Below are 19,365 nucleotides of genomic sequence, written 5' to 3'. Positions count from 1 at the left end.
ATTTAAGAGTCAGGAAGTAAGAAGCTTCACCCCGCCGTCATTGCGAGGTACGAAGCAATCGCACGGAAGTAGAGCGGCTATGCAAATCCGCCCTGTACAGTTCGCGATTGCTTCGTGCCTCGCAATGACGAGTTGGAGAAGCCGAGCGGCTATGCACCCTCCCCCTGTACTCACCACGCAATGACGTGTTGACGATGCCCCGTCCGTCACGCTGTGTCAAACATCTTTTAAACACAACCAGACGTTAGGCTCAAATTTACATTGGTGTGTTGTTATTTAGTTGACAAAGTCAACCAAATAACTTTATATTTGTTGATATAAATATTGCAGCACACATTATGGATACGATATTAAAACCAGATCTGGCTTCTATAAAAATCAGAAATAAACTGCTCCCCGGCGATTTGGGCTACATTGCACACGTTCATGGCGATTTGTACGCGAAAGAATGCGGCTACGGGCTCGATTTTGAAGCTTACGTACTTCAGGGTTTAAAAGACTTTGCTCTTGAATACGATACCGCAAAAGATAAAGTTTGGATCTGTGAGCATGAAAACAGGATCATTGGTTTCCTGGTTGCGCAACACCGCGGAGGTGATGTTTTGCAGTTTAGGTATTTTATTTTTTTGCCCCAATACCGCGGCATTGGTTTGGGAAAAAAGCTGATGCAGGAATTTCTGGATTTCATGAAGCAGGGAGGCTACACCAAGGCCTACCTCTGGACAACCGAAGAACAACATTCGGCAATTGCTTTGTACACCAGGTACGGCTTTAAGCTTAGCGATGAAAAGCCCTCCAACGCTTTTGGCAAGGAGCTGATTGAACGCCGATACGATTTAACGTTAAACCGGTAAGCAGATATGGGCACTCAAAAACATATTCAGGAAATACGAACGTTTAACCGTTTCTATACCGATTTAATTGGTTTGCTTGATAAACATTTGCTCAACAGCGATTATTCCCTTGCCGAAGCCCGCATACTTTATGAAATATTTACGGCAAAAGAGCTAAGCGCATCAGACATCATTTACCGTTTAAGTATTGATAAGGGCTACCTGAGCCGCATATTAAAAAAGTTTGAAAAGGAAGCCCTAATAGCCCGCCAACCCTCGGCAGATGACGCCCGTGTATCGCTGCTTTCGCTTACCGATGCCGGTTTGGAAGTTTTTAACGGGCTAAACGAGGCTTCTGAAAAACAAATTATGACATTGATCTCCACCATGTCGGTTAAACAACTGGATGCGCTGATTGGGCACATGAAAGCCATAACCGGTTTGCTGGGGAAATAAGGCGGATGGGAGAGGGCGCTGTCGTCCGTCCGTCTTCCTGTGTCCATTACTGTGAATCAAAAAGACCAGCAAATTCCTTCACCAACCCGTCATTGCGAGGAACGAAGCAATCTCATTGCTGCCGCAAGCGTCCTCGCTTGTGGGCATCATGCTAAGCTATGCGAGCGGCTCATCAGGCTGTATACCTAAACGCGGGCCACAAGCGAAGACGCTTGCGGCAGCGGGGGCAGTAGTAACAAATTGTCTGAACCGAAATTTTTTGAATTAAATGAATTTATTGAATTTGCTAATGATTCTGCCCATTCTTCAAATTCCATAAATTCGAGTTCAGATAATTGAATTTACTAAGCATGCTGTGTGTTGCAACAATCCTATAAATCCGCCAAGGCAAACAAAAATCCTGTCTATCCGAAAAATCAACCCAAATCCCGGTTCAGACAAACAAAAAACGCCCTCCGGTTATCCGAAGGGCGTTTTTATATCTGATAAAATCAGCAATTATAATTTGCCAATTTCCTGAACAAGGTCAATCAGTTTGTTTGAGTAACCCCACTCGTTATCGTACCATGATACAACTTTAACAAAGTTATCGTTCAGACCGATACCGGCTTTTGCGTCGAAAATTGAAGTACGTACATCACCTTTAAAGTCTTCAGATACAACTTCGTCTTCAGTGTAGCCAAGGATGCCTTTTAATTCGCCTTCAGAAGCTTCTTTCATTGCAGCTTTGATGGTTTCGTATGAAGCACCGTTTTTCAGGCGTACAGTTAAGTCAACTACAGAAACGTCGGCAACCGGAACACGGAAGCTCATACCTGTTAATTTACCTTTTAACTGAGGTAAAACTAAACCTACTGCTTTAGCTGCACCTGTTGATGAAGGGATGATGTTTTGGTAAGCACCACGACCGCCTCTCCAATCTTTTGCAGATGGGCCGTCAACTGTTTTTTGAGTTGCAGTAACAGCGTGTACAGTAGTCATCAAACCTTCTTCGATACCAAATTTATCGTCCAATACTTTAGCGATAGGCGCTAAACAGTTGGTAGTACATGAAGCGTTTGAAACGATGTTTTGATCGGCTTTTAACGCTTTGTGGTTAACACCCATTACGAATGTAGGGGTATCGTCTTTAGCTGGAGCACTCATTACTACTTTTTTAGCACCGGCGTCGATGTGTTTTTGAGCAGTTTCCTGAGTTAAGAACAAACCGGTTGATTCGATTACTACCTCAGCACCTACTTCATTCCATTTAAGGTTAGCAGGATCTTTTTCGGCAGTAACGCGGATGGTTTTACCGTTAACAACCAAATGACCGCCTTCAACAGCAATAGTACCTTTGAACTGACCGTGAGTTGAATCGTATTTTAACATGTAAGCCATGTAATCTGGCTCAACAAGGTCATTAATACCAACAACTTCAATGTCTGGTCTTTCAATTGCAGCCCTGAATGCCAGGCGGCCAATACGGCCGAAACCGTTAATTCCTATTTTCATGATTTTTTAATTTTTACTTGAATAGTAGGTTAATAAATTATTTATGGGTTCTTTAATTATGTTAGTGATTTGCAGATCAGCTTCGGCGGCAGCTTCATACAAGTGTTCCTGGAAATTAAAAGCAACAGAGCCTGCAAAGTGAACAGACGTACCCTGGTGTTGCTGATATAAAGGTAACAAATATGTAGAAATTAGCTTGCTAAATCCTTTTTTTATGACGTTTTGCAGATGATGATCGTTCTTGTTATCGAGGTAAAAATCGGTAAAAGAGCTTAAAAATAAAGCGGGTTGTTTTTGGCGATAAACCTTTTCGAGCAGGTTTTTACGGTCGGCATCGTACTTGTGGATAAACTTTTTACGAAGCGATGGGGGCAGGGTATCGTTCATGAACTCCTTGATGAGTTGTCGCCCCAGCCAGTTGCCCGATCCTTCATCGGCCAGGATATAGCCCAAACCATAGTTGTTTGGCCAAACGCGTTTACCATCATACCAGGCGGCGTTAGTGCCGCTACCACAAATGCTGATAATGCCCGGTTCGTTTTTACAACAGGCAATGGCAGCCCCGGCAATATCGTGCTCAACAGATATTTTACCAAATTTGAAGAATGCCTCAAAAGCGTTTTGTACTATCTTCTTCCGCTCATCTGATGATGCACCGGCGCCGAAGAAGTAAATGCGTTTTATTTCTTCGGCGTGGTGTATGAGGTTAATGTTTTTGTTGAGGAGCTGAAGGATATGCTTCTCGTCGTTAAAATAGGGGTTTATGCCATTGGTTTTAAAGGAAGCCACAGTTCTTCCCTTATCAGTGAGCCTCCAATGTGCAAAGTACGATCCGCTATAAACAACTGCAATCATTAATAATCTATATCGATAATATATCCATCATTTGTAAAAGATCTTCTTCAAGCTTAAACTCATGGTGGTTAAGTGCTGCTTCAAGGTCTGTCATCAGGATATGATTTGCCTGCAAACCTACCATTTTTTGTGATTCGCCGGCTATCAAAGCGTTAACTGCTGCAAAACCAAGCCTGCTGCCCAAAATGCGGTCAAAGCTTGATGGTGCACCGCCCCGTTGCAAGTGGCCTAAGATAGTAACTTTTATGTCGTAATTCTTAACTTCCTCTTGTACAGCTTTTGCCACGCCATAAACGCCACCATTTTTGTCACCTTCGGCAACAATTACAATGCTTGATGATTTTTTGTTCATGTGCCCTTCTTTAAGGTTGGCTATGAGGTCATCAATGGCGGTAGCACGTTCTGGCAGTAAAATAGCCTCGGCACCGCATGATATACCGGCACGTAAAGCGATAGCGCCCGAATCACGGCCCATTACCTCGATAAAGAAAAGACGGTCGTGCGCATCGGCAGTATCACGGATTTTGTCAATAGCCTGAATAACGGTATTGGTAGCGGTATCAAAGCCAAGGGTATAGGTTGAACCGCAAAGGTCGTTGTCGATAGTACCCGGAACGCCCATTACGGCAATGTCGGGATATTTGCGCGAAAAGCGCAGTGCACCGGTAAAAGTACCGTCGCCGCCAATAACTACAAGGGCATCAATGCCACGGGCTTTAGCGTGTTGGTAAGCCTGCTCCATACCTTCGTCGGTTTTAAAAGGCAGGCAGCGCGCGGTTTTTAAAATGGTACCGCCCAGGTTAAGGATGTTACTTACCGAGCGTCTATCCATTTCGTACATATCGTTGTCAATAAGGCCTTTATAACCTTGCCTTATACCTACAACTTCCAGTCCGTTGTATAGTGCAGTCCTAACTACGGCACGTATACAAGGGTTCATTCCGGGGGCATCACCACCTGAAGTTAAAACCCCTATTTTTGATATTTTACGCATCTTTCACTCCTTAAGTTTACGGTACGAAGATACTGTGTGTAAATTACACCATTAAATTTTATTTATTTTTTTTTGGATTAGAGATTAAGGCTATATATTTAAACTTATTAACTAAATCTCACTAATAGTTTGGAACTAATGTTACCCAAGTTTGATTCCGTATTCTCTATTGACTGCGTGATATTCGGCTTTGAAGCCGGCGAGCTTAAAATTTTGCTTATTGAGAGGAATGAGGAGCCGTACAAGGATTGGCTGGCGTTGCCCGGCTATATTGTAGAGCAGGACGAAAGCATTGATGATGCCGCCGAGCGTATATTATACGAGCTTACGGGTTTGCGCGATTTGCATATGCAACAGTTCCACACCTTTGGCGAGGTAAACCGTCACCCGCAGGGCCGTGTAATTACGGTAGCCTATTACGCCTTGATCCGCATAAACGGTCAGAAAGAGTTGCGCCCGGTAACGCAGTACGCCAAAAAAGCGTTCTGGCACCCGGTAAGCGAGCTGCCCAAGCTGGCGTTTGACCACAGCGAGATATTCAAAACAGGTTTCAATAAAATAAAGCGCAGGTTGCACTATCAGCCGATAGCGTTTGAATTACTGCCCGAAAAATTTACTTTAACGCAGCTACAGTCGCTTTACGAGGCTGTGTTAGATAAGAAACTGGATAAGCGTAACTTCCGCAAAAAAATGCTGAGCTACGGCTTTTTGAAAGAGCTTGACGAGAAGCAGAAAGGCGTATCATACCGTGCTGCCAAACTGTACAAGTTTGACAAACGCAAGTACGGTAAGATTTTTCAGGGAGAGATGAACCTTGTGTGATAGAATCAGGAAGTCAAGATTCAGAAAGCAAGAAAGAAATAGAATTATAGAAGAGAAGGGTTGGAAGATTTTCCAGCCCTTTTTGTTTTTAATAGATCTCCGAGGCCTCTCCTTGCATCATTGAGGAATGAAGCAACCCTTCTCCGCGCGTCATTGCGAGGCACGAAGCAATCCCTCTCCGCGCGTCATTGCGAGGTACGAAGCAATCGCGAACTGTACAAGGGGATTTGCTTAGCCGCTCTGTAAGTAGGGGATTGCTTCGTGCCTCGCAATGACGTGGTGGATATAGTGGTTGGCGCTGTCCACCGAATGTCCAAAGATGAAGTAACACAGGTGTACGGAAGGACGACAGAAAAGAATACGAAGCAATCCTTCTCCGCGCGTCATTGCGAGGCACGAAGCAATCGCGAACTGTACGAGGGGATTTGCTTAGCCGCTCTGTAAAGTAGGGGATTGCTTCGTGCCTCGCAATGACGTGGTGAGAATATGGGCGTTCCCGTCAGCAGACGGGCGGGCTATTCGCTCATACTGCACAGGCCTTATCCACAGGCCGGTATCCGCTACTATCCCTAACGCAAAATTGTCTGAACTCGAATTTATGGAATTAATGAATTAACAGAATGCTTAGCAAATTCAATAAATTCCAATAATTCGTTTAATTCGAGTTCAGACAAAAATCCTGTTCATCCAAAAAATCCACCTAAATCCCGGTTCAGACAAAAAGAAGTGCGCTGTCCACCATATGTCCAAAGATGTAGTGACACAGGTATACGGACGGACGACAGTACCATCATTTGTCCCGCAATGATGAGGCGATTGGGGAATACATATAAACAAAAAAGGACCGGAAAATATTCCAGTCCTTTTTGTTTGTATGTAAACTGCAAACTGCCCAATGGCAACTGCAAACTTCTAATTATAAAGAAGAAGGCGCTAATTCCAAATGGTATTTCACCAGGTTATCTATAGGCGAGCGGATGATGTTGCCAACAACCATACCGTTTTCTGTAACTACTTCTTCCAATACGTTGCGGAAGTTATAACCTACCGAGCCAATGCAGTTGAAAGTATATTTTTGATAATCAGGGTAGTGGGTTACCAGGTTACGGAAGAAATCCTCAAACGAGGTACGTACCAGGTTGCGTGAATATTCGATGTGTACGTTGTTGTCGTAAACAAATTTGCTGAAGCTTGCGCAAAAACGGTTTGCACGTGGCTGGGTATAAACCTGCTCGTTGATATCATCAGGAGTAAGTTTGTAAGTTTCCCAGAAAAGGGCACGTACAGGCTCTGGCATATAACCACGCAGGTAATCTGTTAACAGTTTTTTGCCGATGTAGCAACCGCTGCCTTCGTCGCCAAGAATGTATGCACCTGAATCAATATTGTGAACTACTTCTTTACCATCATAAATGCACGTATTGGTTCCGGTACCTAATATAGCAGCAAAACCTTCGGTGTTGCCAAGCAGGGCACGGGCAGCAGCAAGCAGGTCATGGCCAATATTAACTTTAGCGCCAACGAAAACTACTTTCATAGCTTCTTCAACAATTTTGCGCATTTCGGGGGTTGAACAACCTGCACCGTAGTAATTTACCTCTGTGATCTGGTTTTTTTCAAGATCGGTTGGCAGGCTCTCGTTCAGTGACTGTATAATATACTCTGTACTTGAAAAGTATGGGTTGTAACCCTCGGTATTAAAGTAAACTTTTTTTCCCTCTTCGGTAACCAGGCACCAATTTGTTTTGGTTGAGCCACCGTCAGCAATTATGATCATAAATTTTTGTTTTTTTAAAAATCGGTTAAAAGTAGGATTTACTTATTGTAAAAAAAACACTTAGTAATTCAAAAAATAAAAATTGCGATTTTTATTCAATTTAAAGCTACTTTTTTATATAATTTAAACTTTAAATGGCGCTTTCGTGCCAATGTTATCAATAATTAATCAGGTCAACTATACCTTTTTTTAACTGTAAAGTTTACATATAAGCAAGCTTGTCGACGGTTAAAAACAGAGTAATTTACAATTGTACGTAATGTTACCATATTTAGCAAAATATTGGCTTTAATTAATGCTAAAACGTGTATTTAGTATTACAAATGTGTTACATAAATGATAGTGAATTGCCCGGATGGATGTGTGTAGCTTTAATGCCGGGTACATTTTGCTGAAGCCAGCCTATCATAAACTCTGAGCCGGGTTCTTCGCTGGCGATATGGCCCAATACAATGAGCGAAAGTTTATCGCCTTTGGCCTGGGCATCGCGTACGTATTCGGCAGTTTCCCACTCGGATATTTCACCACAGATTAGTACGTCGGGCTTTTTGGTGCTCATCTCGGTGATCTGCCTTTTACCGCCCGCCGCCCCCGGAAGCAGCAATACCTTCTGGCAGCTTTGTGCCGGATTGCCTATGTAGCGCACCTTCTCAATCTTCAGTTTCTTTTTAAGGGTATCAATAAGGGAGCTTAACGATGTAGCAGGGATGCTGAGCAGGTTGCCGGTTTCGGGTTTGTAATAGTTTACCCAATCCAACTGTTTTAACAAGCCCAGGCCAACACCATCGGGCTTAAGGCTGTGGATGGTATCGTGATTACGCCATACGGCTATGTTGTGCTTATCAAGCAGTTGTTTTTTATACTGATATACATCATCATTGGCCAGCCAGGTGGTTTCATCGGCATGGTTATAAAACGTTGGTTCGTGAGCAATGATAAAATTAGCGCCCAGGCTTATGGCTTTTTCAATAACGCCAATGGTGGCAAACATGGTGGTAACTATGCCGGTAACCACAATATCGCGATTGCCTGATTTTAAGGTATCAACCGTGTTCGGGAACGGAGCGCCGGGCACCTGTTTCATAAACAGATCGATGATTTGCCCCACGGTCATATTGTCTTCGGGCCTGGTAAGTGTAACGGCATCGGCAGCAAATGGCGTTGACAATAATGCGGCAGCGCCTGCTACTAAGCCTAACTGACCGATAAATTTACGGCGATTGGGATTATGATTAATGGGAGAGAGGTTTGAATTCATGGTAATGATTGGGTTTGGTCAAATATAGTGCAGCTAAGTTAATTTCTGGTTTTGTAATAATTGTGTGACATATTTATATCTTCGCATAAATTTTAAAGACCCCTAAATCCGTGCAAAAACTTGCTAAACTCATCAGCAACAAACCTTTTGTTTATTCTTTATGGTTTGGCCTCAGTCTATTTTTAGTTATCAAAGGCGTTTTAACCCATCAGGGGTTCAACAATTACACCATCTTTAAATATAACTTTTTAAACACCATCCATCAGCACAACCTGTACGCTTATCAGCCCGAGCATTATTACGACCTGAACCACTACGGGCCGGTATTTTCAATAATCATGGCCCCGTTTGCTATCCTGCCCGATGGCATCGGCGTTATTTTATGGGTGCTGTTTAACGCGTTTGTACTGTTTAAGGCTATTGAGTTATTGCCGTTAAAAAAAGATCAGTATGTGATTGTGCTTTTGCTGTGCGCCCATGAGTTAATGACGGCATCGGCCAATGTGCAAAGCAACCCCATGATAGCGGCGCTTATTATATTAGGGTTTAACTTTATAAAGCGGGAGCAGGATTTTTGGGCTGCGCTGATGATAGCCCTTGGCGCTTTCATTAAGCTTTATGGCATAGTAGGGCTGGCTTTCTTTTTCTTTTCGGCTAACAAGCCCAAATTTGTATTGAGCTTCATATTCTGGTCGGCAGTATTGTTTGTTTTGCCGATGGCTATTTCATCACCATCATTTATAGTACAAACTTACCACGATTGGTATACCGACCTGGTGATTAAAAACTCGGATAACCAGCATTCATCTATGCAGGAAATATGTGTTACCGGCTTTATCCGCAAAACTTTCAATTACCAGGATCTTAAAAACATGTACGTGATAGGGCCGGCACTGATGCTGTTTGGCTTATCGTACCTGCGCATCGGGGCATATAAGTTTGTACAATACCAGCGCCTGATCCTCTCATCGGTATTGATCTTCGCGGTCATCTTCAGCAGCTCGGCCGAGTCATCTACTTATATTATCGCTTTTGTTGGCGTGGCTGTTTGGTTTATGAACCTTAACCGCCCGGTTACCGGCTTTGAGATTTTTCTGTTGGTGTTGGCGCTGTTGGTAACAAGCCTTTCGCCATCTGATCTGTTCCCGTCCTTTATCAGGAAGCAGTATATAGTGCCCTATAAGCTAAAATCGATCCCCTGCTTTTTGATCTGGCTTAAAATAGTTTACGAAACACTTACCCGCAATTTTTCTAACGAAGAAGAAAATAAGCTAAGTTCTGCGGCTGTTTAAGGGCAAAAAAGTACAAAAATCTTCAAATTGTCATTTTTCGATATAAAAGGATGATGACTTGTATGTTAATAAATAATTATTAACTATTTTCGTAACAGAAAAGTTACGTTTGAGGTGTTTTGTACTTTGATTAAAACCGACTGTGGAAGTTACGTTTTATATCAATTTACCGTAAAGTCATATTATGCGATATGAAGTACACGGAAACAGCTTCAAATATAAGCTTTAACTGCAAATACCTCCTGTTACAATTAAAAAAAATTCCATAGTATAACTATGACATACCTTGATAAAAAGATATCTATTGTTATTCCTTCGCATAACGAGGAGAAAAACATTAGTTATTTGATTGAGCAACTTCGCGAAACACTTTCTCCTACAGGATATTCCTATGAACTAATATTTGTTGATGACGGAAGCCGGGATAATACGCTAAATGAATTAAAGATCAACGCCGAATTGCATTCCAATGTTTTTTATGTAGAGCTTTCGCGCAATTTTGGTAAAGATTATGCCCTTAAAGCAGGTATAGCCATGGCCCAGGGCGATGCCGTGATAACAATGGATGCCGATTTACAGCACCCGCCGCAACTGATCCTGAAGATGTTAAAGCTTTGGGAAAATGGTTATGACATTGTTTATACCTATCGTGAAGGCGAAAATCCGCACGGCAAAGGTTATCAGAAGGTTACCTCAAAATTATTCTACAAGGGCCTCAACATGCTCTCGGATATCAAAATGGAAAACGGCACTGCCGATTTCAGGTTGATTGATGAGAAGGTAGTAAAGCAGCTTAAACTGATTGATGAATACGAGATCTTTTTCCGTGGTATCATCAAATGGGCTGGATATAAACAAATAGGCATCCCATATGTACCATCAAAACGCCATACCGGCGAGGCAAGTTATTCATTCCCAAAACTGGTTAAGCTTGCAGTTGGCAGCATTGTAGCGTTTAGCGCAAGGCCGCTTTATATTGTATCGTTAATTGGGTTGTTCTTTTCGTCGCTGGCTATTTTGTATATACCGTATGTATTGGTGAGTTACTTTTTAGGCTACGCGGTTTCGGGCTGGGCATCCATTATTGCCACCATTGCCTTTTTTGGCGGGCTTCAGTTGCTTGTAATGAGTGTTATTGGTGTGTATGTAGGTAAGATATTTATGCAGTCTAAACACAGGCCTCATTATATTATCCGTTCGTCAAACGTTGTTATTGTAAATAATGATCTTATTAGGCTTTGATGTTGAAGAATTTGATATGCCGTTTGAGTACGGTAAATCAATATCATTTGATGAGCAGCTTGAAATTTCGACAAAGGGCACCAATATCATCCTCAACTTATTGAAAGAAAGAGGTATTAAAGCTACCTTTTTTTGCACAGCTAACTATGCCATTCATAAGCCCGAAGTTATCAAAAGGATGGTAGCCGAAGGGCATGAGATAGCATCGCATGGGTATTATCATTCAGATTTTAAGGCCGAACATTTAAGGCAGTCGAAACTGGCATTAGAGGACATTTCAGGAACGGAAGTAACCGGCTTCCGGATGGCCCGGATGATGCCTGTTGACGAAGCCGAGATTGCCAAGGCCGGTTATGAATATAACTCGTCAATAAACCCAACCTGGCTACCGGGGCGGTATAATAACTTTGATAAACCACGTAGCTGGTTTTATGATCATGATGTACTGCAGATCCCGGCTTCGGTATCGCCTGTGGTACGTTTCCCACTGTTTTGGCTAAGCTTTCATAATTTGCCGCTATCTTTATTAAAGAAGATGGCTTCGGCAACGCATAAAAAGGATGGCTATTTGAACCTATATTTTCACCCCTGGGAATTTACCGATCTGCACGATAAAGACAAGTTTGGTTTCCCCGGCTATGTTTCAAAAAACTCGGGTGAAGCTTTTGCCCGGCGGATAGGCAACTTCATTGACTGGGCAACGGACAACTGTTACACGTTTAGACGGACGGACGCCTTTTGCAGCAGTGTTAAAAACAAAAATAAACCGGAGCCTGTTTTGCGTTAATAGGCTGTTAAACAGCTTGTAGCAAATCAATTAGTAAATTGATTGTTATTTTCAGCATAAATTTGCATATTTGCACCGCAAAAAAATATATAGTATATCATGGGTTCGAAACCATGTGTATATTTGTAATTAAATTGCGATGGTCCTATAGCTCAGCTGGATAGAGCAACAGATTTCTAATCTGTAGGTCTTTGGTTCGAATCCAAATGGGATCACATCTCGTATAGCCTCTTAGTTTATCTAAGGGGCTTTTTTGTTGCGTTTATTGCCTTTTTAGACACGTAGTGAGGGTTTTACATTCTGTTAATTGCTTACATTGGCTTGTTTATCATTAATTAGTTAGAAATAGAAATTAGTTACTATCTTAAAAATGAATCTTGCTTCAGCGAAATCTTATGCTTTGATTCTTCAACGCGATCAATGAAGCTTATCAAACTATCATGGCTCATGTTTGATGTGGCAAATACAATTCTCGAACCTCCACTTGAGGCAATCACGCAAACATGTTTTCTGGTTACGAAGTATATAGAAACTAATATAATTGCTAAGACAATGGCAAAGGAAACACCGTATGAAGAATTGTTCTGATTGCTAAGGATAAAGCCAGCGATGGCAATTATAGCGGCTATAACCAGTAGGACTGGATAACTATTATAAGTTGTTTTAATCGAACTCACCATATCGAGCATTATAGAGGTCGTTTCCCGATGGCCCCAACCTAAACTGTTGGTAGATCGAATGCGATGAGTTGTAAGAATAATAATATTGTCGTCAGTCGTGGTGATGATCTTCTCATCTTCGAATAGGTTCATAACGTGATATTGTTTGGTGATACAATATAATAAGTTGTGAAATAATATGCAAGTGTACTTTATGAGCCAGACATTTAAAACTTGATTTCATCAACACAACTCATTGGTCAAATGGGTACAGAACAGCACGATCAATCATGACGGAATATCCACAATAACTAATAAACTACCTTTATCTGAATTTGAACGATAGTTTAATTTGGGTGTTTGAAACTTAATGAAAGAATATTTGCCGGGATTAAGATTTTTGATCTTATGGATGCTTTGCATGTGCATTTCAAATGCCCGGTCCTTTTCATTTCGACTCCATCCGGACACTTTGGTCCATACGATTTACGGGTATACCGTCAGATTTTAGTTATCCGATCTGAATAAATTCAGGCTGAAAGCGTATAGGCAAGAAATTCAATTGTTTTAGCTACTACACCTTGGTTAAGAAGCTGCATTGATATTGATCAAGTGCAATTATTGACAAGATTCATTTAGATCAAATGAATACCGTGGAACATGCAATCAGTATCAAGTGGTTCCGTGCTCATTGGATGCCGGCTTAATGGGTTCTCGAAATGTCGGGAATTGTCGATATTTCGAGAATTCCTTTTAGGTTAATTGTTAATATGTTGACAGCCAGTGGTTAGATTAATGGGCGCTGAATTTGTTCAAATATCTGTTAACGGAACAGGTTGGGACCATAGGCGCTAATACGCTGCAGAGCATTCCTAATTCCTCCTTTTTCCGGTTGATCAACCCAACTGAAAACTGCCGGAAAGCAATGAGCAAAAATATGATCCGTTTAATGAGCAGCCTCGGCTTGCTTAAAAGAAACCTGTTTTATAGTCTAATCGCTTTCATTGCTGTAATCCTTTCCTTTTCTGAAGCTAAAGGCCATTCTGCAGCTGCGCATAAGATTTCAGGGATCGTAAGCGGTTCGGATGGGCCGCTGGAAGGAGTTTCAGTCAAAGTCAAGGGAAGCAGGCAAGCATCGATAACGAACGTTAAGGGCTTTTACGAAATAGTAGCAGAAGAGGGTGAAATAATCGTATTTACCTGCATCGGGTACAAACCCCTGGAAGTTGCGGTTGCTGCAAAGTCAATGATCAATGTATCGCTGGTTCCGGATGTGTCCGGGCTTAATCAGGTTGTGGTTGTGGCCTATGGTCGCCTTAAAAAAAAGGATCTGACAGGATCTGTGTCCTCCATCGATGCACAAAGCATTCAGGATATCCCATTTACAACTGTCGACAATGCTGTCGCCGGCAAAGCAGCGGGTGTTCAGGTCACCAAGTCAGACGGCTCTCCGGGGGGGAGCGTTCGCGTTCGCATACGAGGTTCCAGTTCGTTGCTTGGCGGTAACGATCCGCTGTATGTCATCGATGGTGTTCCCGTTCAGGTCAGCAGTAATTTTATTTCACCAGGGTATGATGTTAGCAGTCCGGTAGGTAATAATGTGACGGCCTCCGGTGGCGTCAGTGCTGGCCTTTCGACCTCTTTTGTCAACGGTCTGAACAGCTTGGGGGGACTAAATCCGGATGATATAGAATCTATTACCATCCTTAAGGATGCTTCATCTACTGCTATATATGGATCCAAGGCAGCCAATGGTGTGGTCATCATTACAACAAAACAAGGTAGAAGAGACCAGAGTCCACAGATAAATGCAAGTTATTATACAACAGTATCTGCTCCTAAAACGCCTAAGGTCCTCAATGCTTCGGAATATCGGTTGCTGATGACTGAGGCAGCCCGTAACGATTACGATGCACGGACAGCAAATGGTTCGGCTATTCCGGCAGTGGTTAATACATTATTGAACAATCCTTCCGCATTTTTTGGAAATGCCAGTACCAATTGGATAGAACAGGTTACCAGGACAACGGTTTCTCATAATGCAGAACTCTCCCTTCAGGGAGGAAGCGCGAAATCCCGTTATTTTAGTTCGCTTTCATATAACAATACACCCGGAGTTGTCGCCGCTACTGCTTTCCAGCGAATATCCGGAAAGCTTGATCTGGAAAATAATATCAGTGATAAATTCAGGTTCAGCTCAAACTTTATTATGGGATATACGAATCAGGATATTGGTGACGGTGCCTATGGGCAGGCATTGAGCGCAAGGCCTGATTATGCTGTCCGGGATGTGAACGGGAATTTTACAGATTTTTCTGCTGTTGGCGCGGCTTATCAAGGTTATTTGAATCCCGCGGCATTGCTGACTGCAACGAACAACGCGAGTACCTTCAGCCTATTGGGTTCCGTATCTGTTTCCTATGAAATCTTACCGGGGCTAAGTTTCAAATCTATGGCTTCACTCAATATGCAGGCTTATAACCAGCGGAATTATACTCCAAGTTACGTGCAGATTGGCAGTTTTTACGGTAATGTAGCCAATACCGGCGGTATAGGAGGGAATTCGAACAGCAGGCTGGCTAACTGGTTTTTTGAAAATACGCTGAGTTATAACAAGTCATTTAACGGAGGGCATAAACTTGATCTGCTTGCAGGAACATCCTATGAAACAAAGAAAACCAGCTTTTTCAGCGCGACAGCTACCGGGTATCCAAATGATAACCTGCTGAACAACCTATCCTCAGCCGTTACGCCGTTATACGTCCGCGGCGATGATCCATCCAAGCCACAAAGTTATCTGCTGTCATTTTACATTCGGGCCAACTATGCTTACCTCGATAAATACCTGTTTACAATTACGGGACGGACGGATGGTTCTTCCAAGTTTGGCCCGAACAATAAATTTGGTTATTTTCCTTCAGGGGCCGTCGCATGGCGCGCTTCACAGGAGAGTTTTCTGAAAAATGTTTCCTGGATAAGTGACCTCAAGATACGTAGCAGTTATGGCGTTACCGGTAATCAGAATATAGGCGATCAGATGTACCGTACACTTTATACCCCTTATGCTTATAATGGATCAAGTGCGCTGATTCCAACCCAGTTAGGCAATCAGGCCATCAAATGGGAAACTACAAAAGAATTTGATGCCGGCAGCGATCTTTCCCTGTTCAGGGACAGACTGCAGTTGGTCTTTGACTATTACGATAAAAGAACTAACGGAGCCTTGCTGGCATTGCCGATCGCACCGGGAAGCGCCTATTCCACCTTACTGAGCAACGCCGTAAATATTAAAAATTCCGGTTTTGAATTCACAATACAGGGAGATATTATAAAGAGCCCGGATTTTAAATGGAGTGCCTCTTTCAATATTTCTTTTAACCGGTCACTGGTCACCAAGTTGAACGCCAATGCAGACCTGACACAGCTAGGCAACCTAACCGGATTGGATTACGGCAATACGACCCTGATCCAGGGAAAACCGCTGGGGTTGATCACCGGCTACACGGTTACCGGAATTATTAAAAACCAGGATCAGCTGGCAGCGTATAAGCAGCAGCTCGGTGCGTACGCCAGGGTTTATTTCCCTTATCTCGGCATTGGTGATCCGATGTACAAACTGGTTACCAGCAATGTTACGAACAATGCTATTGACAGCAAATCGATCATAGCAGAAGCTGCGACTAAGTATTACGGCGGATTTTCACAGGGCGTGACTTACAAGCGTTTTGACCTACAGCTGTTCTTTACTTATTCACAGGGCGGAAAGCTTCTTTGGGGGGACCATATTTCCAGTGTACAGTTTGTCGGTACTGCAAATGCCAATGCGGTCATGCTTGATCGTTTTAATCCTGCCAATACCGGAAGTAACATGCCCAGGCTCCTATTTGGAAGTGATGCCAATTACTATAAATCCAGTCTGGATGTTTTCAGCTCTTCCTATGTAAAACTGCGTTCTGTATCATTTACTTACCACCTCAATAAGGGAGCCTGGATGGAAAGGTCGGGATTGAAAAATGCGCAGCTTTTTGCTTCGGCTACCAACCTTTTTACCTTCACAAAGTATCCTGGTAACGATCCGGAAACTGCAGAAGATCCGTACAGTGTGAACGGCGGCTATCTTGATGTAAGTAATTACCCGACCGTGAGAACCTTTAGCCTGGGATTAAAGGCTGGATTTTGACAATGACCCATTCGATCAGATTATGACAGTTAAATATACACGCCTTTTCATTTCCGTATTTTGCTGCTGTTTCCTTGCCTGCAAAAAGGAATTGGATGTTTATCCGACGACCTCTGAGGTTGACGGAAACGTTATTATTGATACCAAAAGCGCCGCAACTGTACTCAACGGAGTTTATTACCGATTCGCAAATGCCGGGGCGGACTACAACAATATTCCATCGGTGAAATGGATAGATGTCAGTGAAAGTTTCCCTTCGGAACTGGCCGGATCGCTCAAGAATTCAGGCGGGGACGATCAGATCTATTCTTTATCCTATAATGCGGCAACACCTGGAATCGATCGTGTCTGGAATTATGCCTACCTGCTGGTCAATGCCGCTAATGGATTTATAAAAAATATAACACCTGTATCGTCGATCCCTGCAGCGGTCAAAACAGAAATGCTGGCGGAAGCGAAATTCCTGAGGGCCTTTGGGGATACGGAGCTCCTGTTATATTATGGAGAATATAATAACCCCAATAGCAAGTATGGCATCATGCTGCGCGATGAATTCGTAAATTCTGCTAATATCAATCTTCCAAGATCAACGGTAGCTGCGTCCTACGCGGCAATTCTTGCAGACCTCGATGCCGCTATCAGTGGCCTTCCCTCGCAAAATACGCAGAACGTTTATGCCTGTGCTGCCGCAGCCAAATTATTGAAAGCACGGCTGCTGATCAACAGAGGAGGTCAGGATGATTATGCTCAGGTGATCAGCCTTGCCGACGATGTGATCAGTAACGGGCCGTTCGACCTCGAAAATAATACCAAAGATATTTTTTTACTGAAGGGATTTTCCAGTAAGGAGGTGATCCTGGCCATCCAGCCATTTACCAACGAAAATTATAAATTTAATACCAATCAGTACTATGGACAATTCCCGGTTTCTACTACATTCGTCGATTTGCTGAACAATGATCCCCGCAGTCAGTGGGTATATAAAGATGATCAGAAGGGAACCATTTATGGTTATTACTATGGAAATATAAATGAAATCACCAAGTATTACTCCGGCCCGGTAAATCCGGCCGTAAAAACCAGTTTGTCAGAAAATGGCTATGCTTTTCGTCTTAGTGAGGCTTACCTCCTGGAAGCGGAGGCTTTAACGTTGTCCGGGGGCAGTTTGTCGCAAGCCAAAATACTGCTGAAAACGGTCCAGGGTCGTGCAGGCGTAACCGATTTTACAGCGGTTGACAATACGGCCGCTGCTGCTGAACTGCAACTACTGGTCGTAAAGGAAGAAATTAAAAGCTTTTTTGCGGAAAACGGGGCAGATTGGTTCGCGCTCCGCCGTTTACCATTAACTGCTGCCCAGACTATTCAACCCAGCCTGAAAACCGTGGCACAGTTCATCCTTCCTGTGCCACAATCTGAAATCATAGCCAATAATCAGATGATTCAAAATCCCGGCTACTAAGCATTAAATACTATGAAAGACAGATCTTTTATCAATAGTTCGCTCCGTTTACTCTTTTGCTTACCGCTGCTGCTGATTACCCTGCAGCAGTCCTCAGCGAAACCACCTGGCAACAGGTTTGTCCTGAAAGGAATGTTGTCTGCTAACCGGGACTCAGCGATTTTAACCTATATCGATAAAGACGGAAAATACACCTGCGCCGTGACTCCCGTCATAAAGGGCGCTTTTCAATTAGAAGGCCGGATCGCCTTACCCGAGATGGCAAGTATCCTATTTAAAAACAAGAACGAACATATACCGCAGGCGCTTCTTGAAAACCATTCCAGACGGTTTTACCTGGAAGCTTCGCCGATGATGATCAACGGCGATCCGGGACGGGCGGCAGAACTAAAGATCACCGGTTCCCAAACTGAAACCGAATATGAGATATTGGAGGCCAGAACACGGCCCATAAGAGAGGAGATGAAGCCGTTGGTTGAGGCTTACAGGAAAGAAGGCGATCATGAAAAAGCTGCGTTAATCGAGGAGAAATTTACCTCCTTCAATGATCGTATCAAAAAATTAACATATGCCTTCTTCCTGGAATACCCGAATTCATGGGTCACCCTTGACCAAATGCGTTTTTATGTTTCACAGGTAAAGATAGACAGTGCAGAAAGGATTTACCGGAATATGAGTAAAGAGCAAAGTTCGAGTAGCCTGGGAGTGATGATCGCTGAAGAAATTCAGCAGATGAAACAAGGTTTGCCGGGAAACATGGCTGCACCTTTCACCAAAACAGAGCTCAGCGGGCACCCTTTATCACTCAGTGATTTTAAAGGAAAATACGTGCTGCTTGATTTTTGGGCAAGCTGGTGTGTACCCTGCCGGAAGGGTAACCCGCATCTGCTCGAATTGTACAGGAAATACGGGAAAAAAGGCCTGGTTATTATCGGTATTGCAGATGATGATCGTACGCTTGGCGCGTGGCGCAGCGCTGTAGAAAAAGATCAAATCGGCGTCTGGCATCAGATTCTCCGGGGATATGCTCCGAAAACAGGTAATACTTACAAAACTAACCCCGATGATCTTGATTACGCTTACGGTGTGCATGATATTCCCACTCAAATACTGATAGATCCCAACGGCAGGATCGCAGGTCGTTTTGGGGATAATCAGGGTGGAACCCAGCAGGATATGGATCAAATGCTGATGTCAGTCTTTGAAAAATTACCCTGATTTATATTTATTGAGCGTTTTAATTTTTGTCAATTAAAA

At 43.1% G+C, this 19,365-nt stretch carries 15 protein-coding genes and 1 tRNA gene; 10 read left to right on the top strand and 6 right to left on the bottom strand.

Annotation, left to right across the window (positions count from 1 at the left end; all coding sequences use genetic code 11):
* Positions 1 to 338: 338 nt before the first annotated feature.
* Both DEO27_RS17635 and DEO27_RS17630 read left to right on the top strand, forming a co-directional pair.
* Positions 339 to 854 carry a GNAT family N-acetyltransferase gene (locus DEO27_RS17635; RefSeq protein WP_112567523.1) on the top strand — a complete coding sequence of 172 codons (516 nt, stop codon included), beginning with the start codon at positions 339 to 341 and terminating at the stop codon, positions 852 to 854.
* A 6-nt stretch (positions 855 to 860) separates the two neighbouring features.
* Positions 861 to 1,289, top strand: coding sequence for a MarR family winged helix-turn-helix transcriptional regulator (locus DEO27_RS17630; protein WP_112567525.1), 429 nt, complete (start codon positions 861 to 863; stop codon positions 1,287 to 1,289).
* A 498-nt stretch (positions 1,290 to 1,787) separates the two neighbouring features.
* Here the strand turns inward: DEO27_RS17630 and gap are convergent, their stop codons facing one another.
* The 3 genes from gap to pfkA are packed head-to-tail and all read right to left on the bottom strand — an operon-like array spanning position 1,788 to position 4,632.
* Positions 1,788 to 2,783, bottom strand: a complete 996-nt coding sequence (gap, locus tag DEO27_RS17625; RefSeq protein WP_112567527.1) for a type I glyceraldehyde-3-phosphate dehydrogenase — start codon at positions 2,781 to 2,783, stop codon at positions 1,788 to 1,790.
* A 6-nt stretch (positions 2,784 to 2,789) separates the two neighbouring features.
* Positions 2,790 to 3,638, bottom strand: coding sequence for a hypothetical protein (locus tag DEO27_RS17620; protein ID WP_112567529.1), 849 nt, complete (start codon positions 3,636 to 3,638; stop codon positions 2,790 to 2,792).
* 7 nt (positions 3,639 to 3,645) lie between these two features.
* Positions 3,646 to 4,632, bottom strand: a complete 987-nt coding sequence (pfkA, locus tag DEO27_RS17615; protein WP_091211996.1) for a 6-phosphofructokinase — start codon at positions 4,630 to 4,632, stop codon at positions 3,646 to 3,648.
* 129 nt (positions 4,633 to 4,761) lie between these two features.
* Between pfkA and DEO27_RS17610 the strand changes: the two genes are divergently transcribed.
* Positions 4,762 to 5,454 (top strand): NUDIX hydrolase, encoded by a 693-nt coding sequence (locus tag DEO27_RS17610; protein WP_371328320.1) that lies wholly within the window; start codon positions 4,762 to 4,764, stop codon positions 5,452 to 5,454.
* A 916-nt stretch (positions 5,455 to 6,370) separates the two neighbouring features.
* Here the strand turns inward: DEO27_RS17610 and DEO27_RS17605 are convergent.
* Positions 6,371 to 7,231, bottom strand: a complete 861-nt coding sequence (locus DEO27_RS17605; protein WP_112567531.1) for an N-acetylglucosamine kinase — start codon at positions 7,229 to 7,231, stop codon at positions 6,371 to 6,373.
* Between the two features lie 328 nt (positions 7,232 to 7,559).
* A complete protein-coding gene (locus DEO27_RS17600) occupies positions 7,560 to 8,489 on the bottom strand; it encodes a Nif3-like dinuclear metal center hexameric protein (RefSeq protein ID WP_112567533.1) in 930 nt (309 codons plus the stop codon).
* A 110-nt stretch (positions 8,490 to 8,599) separates the two neighbouring features.
* On the opposite strand from DEO27_RS17600, the gene DEO27_RS17595 reads away from it, so the two are divergent.
* From DEO27_RS17595 to DEO27_RS17580, 4 genes are all read left to right on the top strand, one after another.
* The gene (locus DEO27_RS17595; protein ID WP_112567535.1) at positions 8,600 to 9,781 is read left to right on the top strand and encodes a glycosyltransferase family 87 protein; all 1,182 of its coding nucleotides are present in this window, start codon (positions 8,600 to 8,602) and stop codon (positions 9,779 to 9,781) included.
* A gap of 276 nt (positions 9,782 to 10,057) precedes the next feature.
* On the top strand, positions 10,058 to 11,023 hold the full coding sequence (locus tag DEO27_RS17590) for a glycosyltransferase family 2 protein (RefSeq protein ID WP_112567537.1): 966 nt from the start codon (positions 10,058 to 10,060) through the stop codon (positions 11,021 to 11,023).
* Positions 11,004 to 11,810 (top strand): polysaccharide deacetylase family protein, encoded by an 807-nt coding sequence (locus DEO27_RS17585; RefSeq protein WP_112567539.1) that lies wholly within the window; start codon positions 11,004 to 11,006, stop codon positions 11,808 to 11,810. Before DEO27_RS17590 ends, DEO27_RS17585 begins: the two co-directional genes overlap by 20 nt.
* Positions 11,811 to 11,951: 141 nt before the next feature.
* Positions 11,952 to 12,025 (top strand) — tRNA-Arg (locus tag DEO27_RS17580).
* Between the two features lie 144 nt (positions 12,026 to 12,169).
* On the opposite strand, the gene DEO27_RS17575 is transcribed toward DEO27_RS17580, so the two are convergent.
* Positions 12,170 to 12,622: a hypothetical protein gene (locus DEO27_RS17575; protein WP_146749960.1), complete on the bottom strand. Its 453-nt coding sequence runs from the start codon at positions 12,620 to 12,622 to the stop codon at positions 12,170 to 12,172.
* Positions 12,623 to 13,394: 772 nt separating this feature from the next.
* On the opposite strand from DEO27_RS17575, the gene DEO27_RS17570 reads away from it, so the two are divergent.
* The 3 genes from DEO27_RS17570 to DEO27_RS17560 are packed head-to-tail and all read left to right on the top strand — an operon-like array spanning position 13,395 to position 19,326.
* Positions 13,395 to 16,649, top strand: coding sequence for a SusC/RagA family TonB-linked outer membrane protein (locus tag DEO27_RS17570; RefSeq protein ID WP_146749961.1), 3,255 nt, complete (start codon positions 13,395 to 13,397; stop codon positions 16,647 to 16,649).
* A gap of 22 nt (positions 16,650 to 16,671) precedes the next feature.
* On the top strand, positions 16,672 to 18,108 hold the full coding sequence (locus tag DEO27_RS17565; RefSeq protein ID WP_112567543.1) for a RagB/SusD family nutrient uptake outer membrane protein: 1,437 nt from the start codon (positions 16,672 to 16,674) through the stop codon (positions 18,106 to 18,108).
* A 12-nt stretch (positions 18,109 to 18,120) separates the two neighbouring features.
* The gene (locus tag DEO27_RS17560; protein WP_112567545.1) at positions 18,121 to 19,326 is read left to right on the top strand and encodes a TlpA disulfide reductase family protein; all 1,206 of its coding nucleotides are present in this window, start codon (positions 18,121 to 18,123) and stop codon (positions 19,324 to 19,326) included.
* Positions 19,327 to 19,365 lie beyond the last annotated feature (39 nt).

This window comes from Mucilaginibacter rubeus, from assembly GCF_003286415.2.
In the GTDB taxonomy this organism is placed as follows: Bacteria; Bacteroidota; Bacteroidia; order Sphingobacteriales; family Sphingobacteriaceae; genus Mucilaginibacter; species Mucilaginibacter rubeus_A.
This window is presented reverse-complemented; position numbering and strand designations above follow the sequence as displayed.

Excerpts from the sequence above, each read along its gene's own strand:
- DEO27_RS17590 (WP_112567537.1), top strand. The coding sequence starts at position 10,058 with ATGACATACCTTGATAAAAAGATATCTATTGTTATTCCTTCGCATAAC.
- gap (WP_112567527.1), bottom strand. The coding sequence starts at position 2,783 with ATGAAAATAGGAATTAACGGTTTCGGCCGTATTGGCCGCCTGGCATTC.
- pfkA (WP_091211996.1), bottom strand. The coding sequence starts at position 4,632 with ATGCGTAAAATATCAAAAATAGGGGTTTTAACTTCAGGTGGTGATGCC.
- DEO27_RS17600 (WP_112567533.1), bottom strand. The coding sequence starts at position 8,489 with ATGAATTCAAACCTCTCTCCCATTAATCATAATCCCAATCGCCGTAAA.
- DEO27_RS17630 (WP_112567525.1), top strand. The coding sequence starts at position 861 with ATGGGCACTCAAAAACATATTCAGGAAATACGAACGTTTAACCGTTTC.
- DEO27_RS17635 (WP_112567523.1), top strand. The coding sequence starts at position 339 with ATGGATACGATATTAAAACCAGATCTGGCTTCTATAAAAATCAGAAAT.
- DEO27_RS17565 (WP_112567543.1), top strand. The coding sequence starts at position 16,672 with ATGACAGTTAAATATACACGCCTTTTCATTTCCGTATTTTGCTGCTGT.
- DEO27_RS17575 (WP_146749960.1), bottom strand. The coding sequence starts at position 12,622 with ATGAACCTATTCGAAGATGAGAAGATCATCACCACGACTGACGACAAT.
- DEO27_RS17560 (WP_112567545.1), top strand. The coding sequence starts at position 18,121 with ATGAAAGACAGATCTTTTATCAATAGTTCGCTCCGTTTACTCTTTTGC.
- DEO27_RS17620 (WP_112567529.1), bottom strand. The coding sequence starts at position 3,638 with ATGATTGCAGTTGTTTATAGCGGATCGTACTTTGCACATTGGAGGCTC.
- DEO27_RS17605 (WP_112567531.1), bottom strand. The coding sequence starts at position 7,231 with ATGATCATAATTGCTGACGGTGGCTCAACCAAAACAAATTGGTGCCTG.
- DEO27_RS17585 (WP_112567539.1), top strand. The coding sequence starts at position 11,004 with ATGATCTTATTAGGCTTTGATGTTGAAGAATTTGATATGCCGTTTGAG.
- DEO27_RS17570 (WP_146749961.1), top strand. The coding sequence starts at position 13,395 with ATGAGCAAAAATATGATCCGTTTAATGAGCAGCCTCGGCTTGCTTAAA.